This window comes from Elioraea sp. (assembly GCF_051860475.1).
Taxonomy (GTDB): Bacteria; Pseudomonadota; Alphaproteobacteria; order Acetobacterales; family Acetobacteraceae; genus Elioraea.
Map to the genome: position 1 here is coordinate 1 of NZ_JBHYDW010000297.1, position 881 is coordinate 881.

Below are 881 nucleotides of genomic sequence, written 5' to 3' on the forward strand. Positions count from 1 at the left end.
GGCCGGCTCGGCGAGGTGATCGCGCGCGACGACGGCACCTTCCGCGCCGAGCTCCGCGGCCTCGCCCAGGCGCTCAACGTGACCGTGGGCGAGCTCTACACGCCGGAGTGCCGCGCCGATCTCGGTGACGCGCGCTGCCGCGTGCCGCTGCGCCTGCCGCTGCGGCAGGACAGCACGACCTACGCGCTCGGCGCCTTCGTCCGCGTCGAGACCGATCCCCTTGCGACCGGCTCCTACCGGGAGCAGGAGCGCCATTACGAGTGCACGACCGCCGGCACCAGCGATGCCGCGCCGCCGACCTTCGACACGACGATCGGGAACACCACGGCCGACGGCACCGCGGTCTGGACCGCGCGCATGGCCTGGACCCTGCCGGCGACGGTCGAGAACGCGCCGGACCTCTCGACCGTCATCATCCAGAGCACCGACACCGCGCCGACGCGTGCGGACGGCTGGTTCGAGCACGGTGTGGCGGTGTTCGAGACCGGGCTCAATGCCGGCGTGGCGCGCGACGTGCTCGCCTGGACGCAGGCCTCGCGCACGCTGGCGCTGTTCCTGCCGCTGCCGTTCCCAGCGCTGCCCGGCGACGTGCTGCGCGTCCAGCCCGGCTGCGACAAGCGCCTCGCCACCTGCCGTGACCGCTTCGCCAACCGGCTGAACTTCCGCGGCGAGCCGCACATCCCCGGCGACAAGGGCATCATCGGGTCCGGGCTGTGACGCTCGATCAGGCTGCGCGACGCTGGCTCGGCGTGAAGTGGCGGCACCTGGGCCGCTCGCGCGAGGGCATCGACTGCATCGGGCTGGTGCTGCTCGCCGCGCGCGACTGCGGCATCGCCGCAGACGATCCCGCACCCTATGCGCGCGAGCCGTCCTCGCACCTG

At 73.4% G+C, this 881-nt stretch carries 1 protein-coding gene; it reads left to right on the forward strand.

All coding sequences use genetic code 11. The features are described 5' to 3' along the window. On the forward strand, positions 1–717 hold a 717-nt coding region (locus ACTIFU_RS23845), incomplete at its 5' end, for a DUF2163 domain-containing protein (RefSeq protein WP_439580812.1). Positions 718–881: the final 164 nt, after the last annotated feature.